The sequence below is a fragment of the Fusibacter sp. genome (assembly GCF_057447755.1).
This window is the reverse complement of record NZ_JBVBZF010000470.1, coordinates 1-2,027: the sequence shown is the minus strand read 5'-3', so window position 1 is coordinate 2,027 and position 2,027 is coordinate 1. Positions and strand designations below refer to the sequence as shown.

Here is a 2,027-nt window from a genome sequence, read left to right as displayed (position 1 = left end):
GCATATCCTAAGCCTTGATGGTCCATATCGATTCTATAACCAAGATCTGCTTTACTTCCCAGATTACTTTTACTTATCTGCAGATTAATTCTTCCAACAAACCGGTTGGCATCATCACGAATAATGTGCATTAAAAACAAGCCTTGAGTCTGTTCATCTATTAGATCATCCATTATCTTTGAAAAGGCTTCATAATGGTAATAGCCATCAGGTCTAGGAGGTAATACCCTTTCAAAAAACTGTCTATTTTTCATTTCAAAATCAAATATTTCTGTGTAGTGAGCTTTTGTAACGTTTTCGACCTTCATCCTCATTATCCTTCTCTTAGTGAATAACCATATAATCGCTATATTTTCGACATCATCTTACACAATTCCTATTCTGATCTTCCACCAATGACCCTGGTCCTCATCATAAAACCCTATTTATATATTTGAGCGATTATTTCATCCTGCCATCGATTTACATCCTCAGCATAATAAGACAAGGCTCTGGAATACTTGTCTTGAATCTCATCTCTTGATACGCTTACGGTTTCAGCCTCAGCTAAGTTAAAAACAACATAATCAACATTGTGAACCAAGGCAAACAACGCGGTTGAGATATATTCTAAATTACTTGTCAAAAGTTTATTTTCTGCAACCGAATCATCATAGTTGATCGTTATTGAATAAGGTTTTTCCTTTGTTCCTAACATAAAAGAACTTATATTATTGCCAAAGGGCAAATGATATAAAATACCCCCAACAGCACTGTTATCACCAACATAAGTATTTTGATAGCTGTATAACATGTTTGTAGTATTATCTTGTGTTGCTTGTCCACTATTTTTTTTATAAACCAATATGCAAAGGGCTATAACAAGTGTAACAACTACAGGAATGATTAGATAATTAATGTATTTTCTCATTTTTTTCTCCGTTTAAAAGCGCTGTCCTTTCCACTATTAATTCGAATCGTAATAGAAGAATTGCCCATTAACCTATAGTATAATCGATCTATTTGACATAAAGGTCTGAAATGCTTGAACTCGATCCGCTCTCTCTCGTTCAACTTCAGTTTCATATCGCAACTTCAGAGGTATTGTAAAAATTTTGTGCTGGCCCCATTCAATAATATCATATGGACACTGGTCAAAATTATTTTTTTCATCTGCTGCTATATCCACTATTGCACCACCAATACAAAGGCGACCAAAATAACGAACAATCCACGACCCTAAATTATCGACGAAAGGTTCCACTACAAACTCTGAAAATAAATCCCTTGTCCTAAAAAAGTCTTTTGAATTAACCATGATATCAATATCATTTGGTGTAACCTCAATCCCACGCATAGCATCTCCAACACTACCAATAACGTACCATTCAATGCCAGCTTTAGCAAACTTATCGGCCATATACACCATAACCTCAGCCCAATTAAAATTACCTTGGAACATGGTTGGTCCAAGGCGTTTAAAATTCTCACATACCATTAGTTTATGTTCTGAGTTCACGCCATTATCTTCCATATTCTTGTTGTACTTTTTAAGATACTGGTGTTCATTTTTTTCAAACCATGCCCCTTGAAGATTTGCTTCATATTCGGGCTTGAAATCCTCTACACAAAACACTAAATTTGCTTCAGTCTCGTAACAGCTACACTTCATAAAAAATGCCTCCAAAGTCTTATTTAGAATTACCATGCTTACTAGAGATTATAAGGGTAGATCCAATCGCATACACCACAAGAAAAATAAGGTGCACTATTATTATATAAAAAAATATTTTATTTTTTAATACCATTTCTAACAAAACAAATAAAAGCATTGATCCTGTCGCTGTGAATATTATTGCAGATTGACGATAATAGGGCTTCTTATTCATGGTTTGACGTTCCTTTTTTGAAGCATATATATAGGCATTATTAAAGACTGGTCCTCTTTCTCTATACTGTAAATAGGCTACAGTGAACGAGACAACTGTCAAAAATAAAATCACTATAAATTCAACTCTTTCCATATCAACCTCCATTTAAATATAATT

Annotated in this window: 4 protein-coding genes; all 4 read right to left on the bottom strand. The window is 34.1% G+C overall.

Annotated features, from left to right (window positions below):
- Positions 1 to 308, bottom strand: a 308-nt coding sequence (locus AC220I_RS21775; RefSeq protein ID WP_486725973.1) for a GNAT family N-acetyltransferase, incomplete at its 3' end; no start/stop codon positions are given.
- Positions 309 to 421: 113 nt separating this feature from the next.
- The gene (locus AC220I_RS21770) at positions 422 to 910 is read right to left on the bottom strand and encodes a DUF4825 domain-containing protein (protein WP_486725972.1); all 489 of its coding nucleotides are present in this window, start codon (positions 908 to 910) and stop codon (positions 422 to 424) included.
- 72 nt (positions 911 to 982) lie between these two features.
- Complete coding sequence (locus AC220I_RS21765; protein ID WP_486725971.1) at positions 983 to 1,651, bottom strand: nucleotidyltransferase family protein; 669 nt, start codon at positions 1,649 to 1,651, stop codon at positions 983 to 985.
- Between the two features lie 19 nt (positions 1,652 to 1,670).
- Entirely contained in the window at positions 1,671 to 2,003 is a 333-nt protein-coding gene (locus AC220I_RS21760; protein ID WP_486725970.1) for a DUF3784 domain-containing protein, read from the bottom strand.
- Positions 2,004 to 2,027: the final 24 nt, after the last annotated feature.

Coding starts and splice junctions, on each gene's coding strand:
- AC220I_RS21770 (WP_486725972.1), bottom strand. CDS start 910: ATGAGAAAATACATTAATTATCTAATCATTCCTGTAGTTGTTACACTT.
- AC220I_RS21765 (WP_486725971.1), bottom strand. CDS start 1,651: ATGAAGTGTAGCTGTTACGAGACTGAAGCAAATTTAGTGTTTTGTGTA.
- AC220I_RS21760 (WP_486725970.1), bottom strand. CDS start 2,003: ATGGAAAGAGTTGAATTTATAGTGATTTTATTTTTGACAGTTGTCTCG.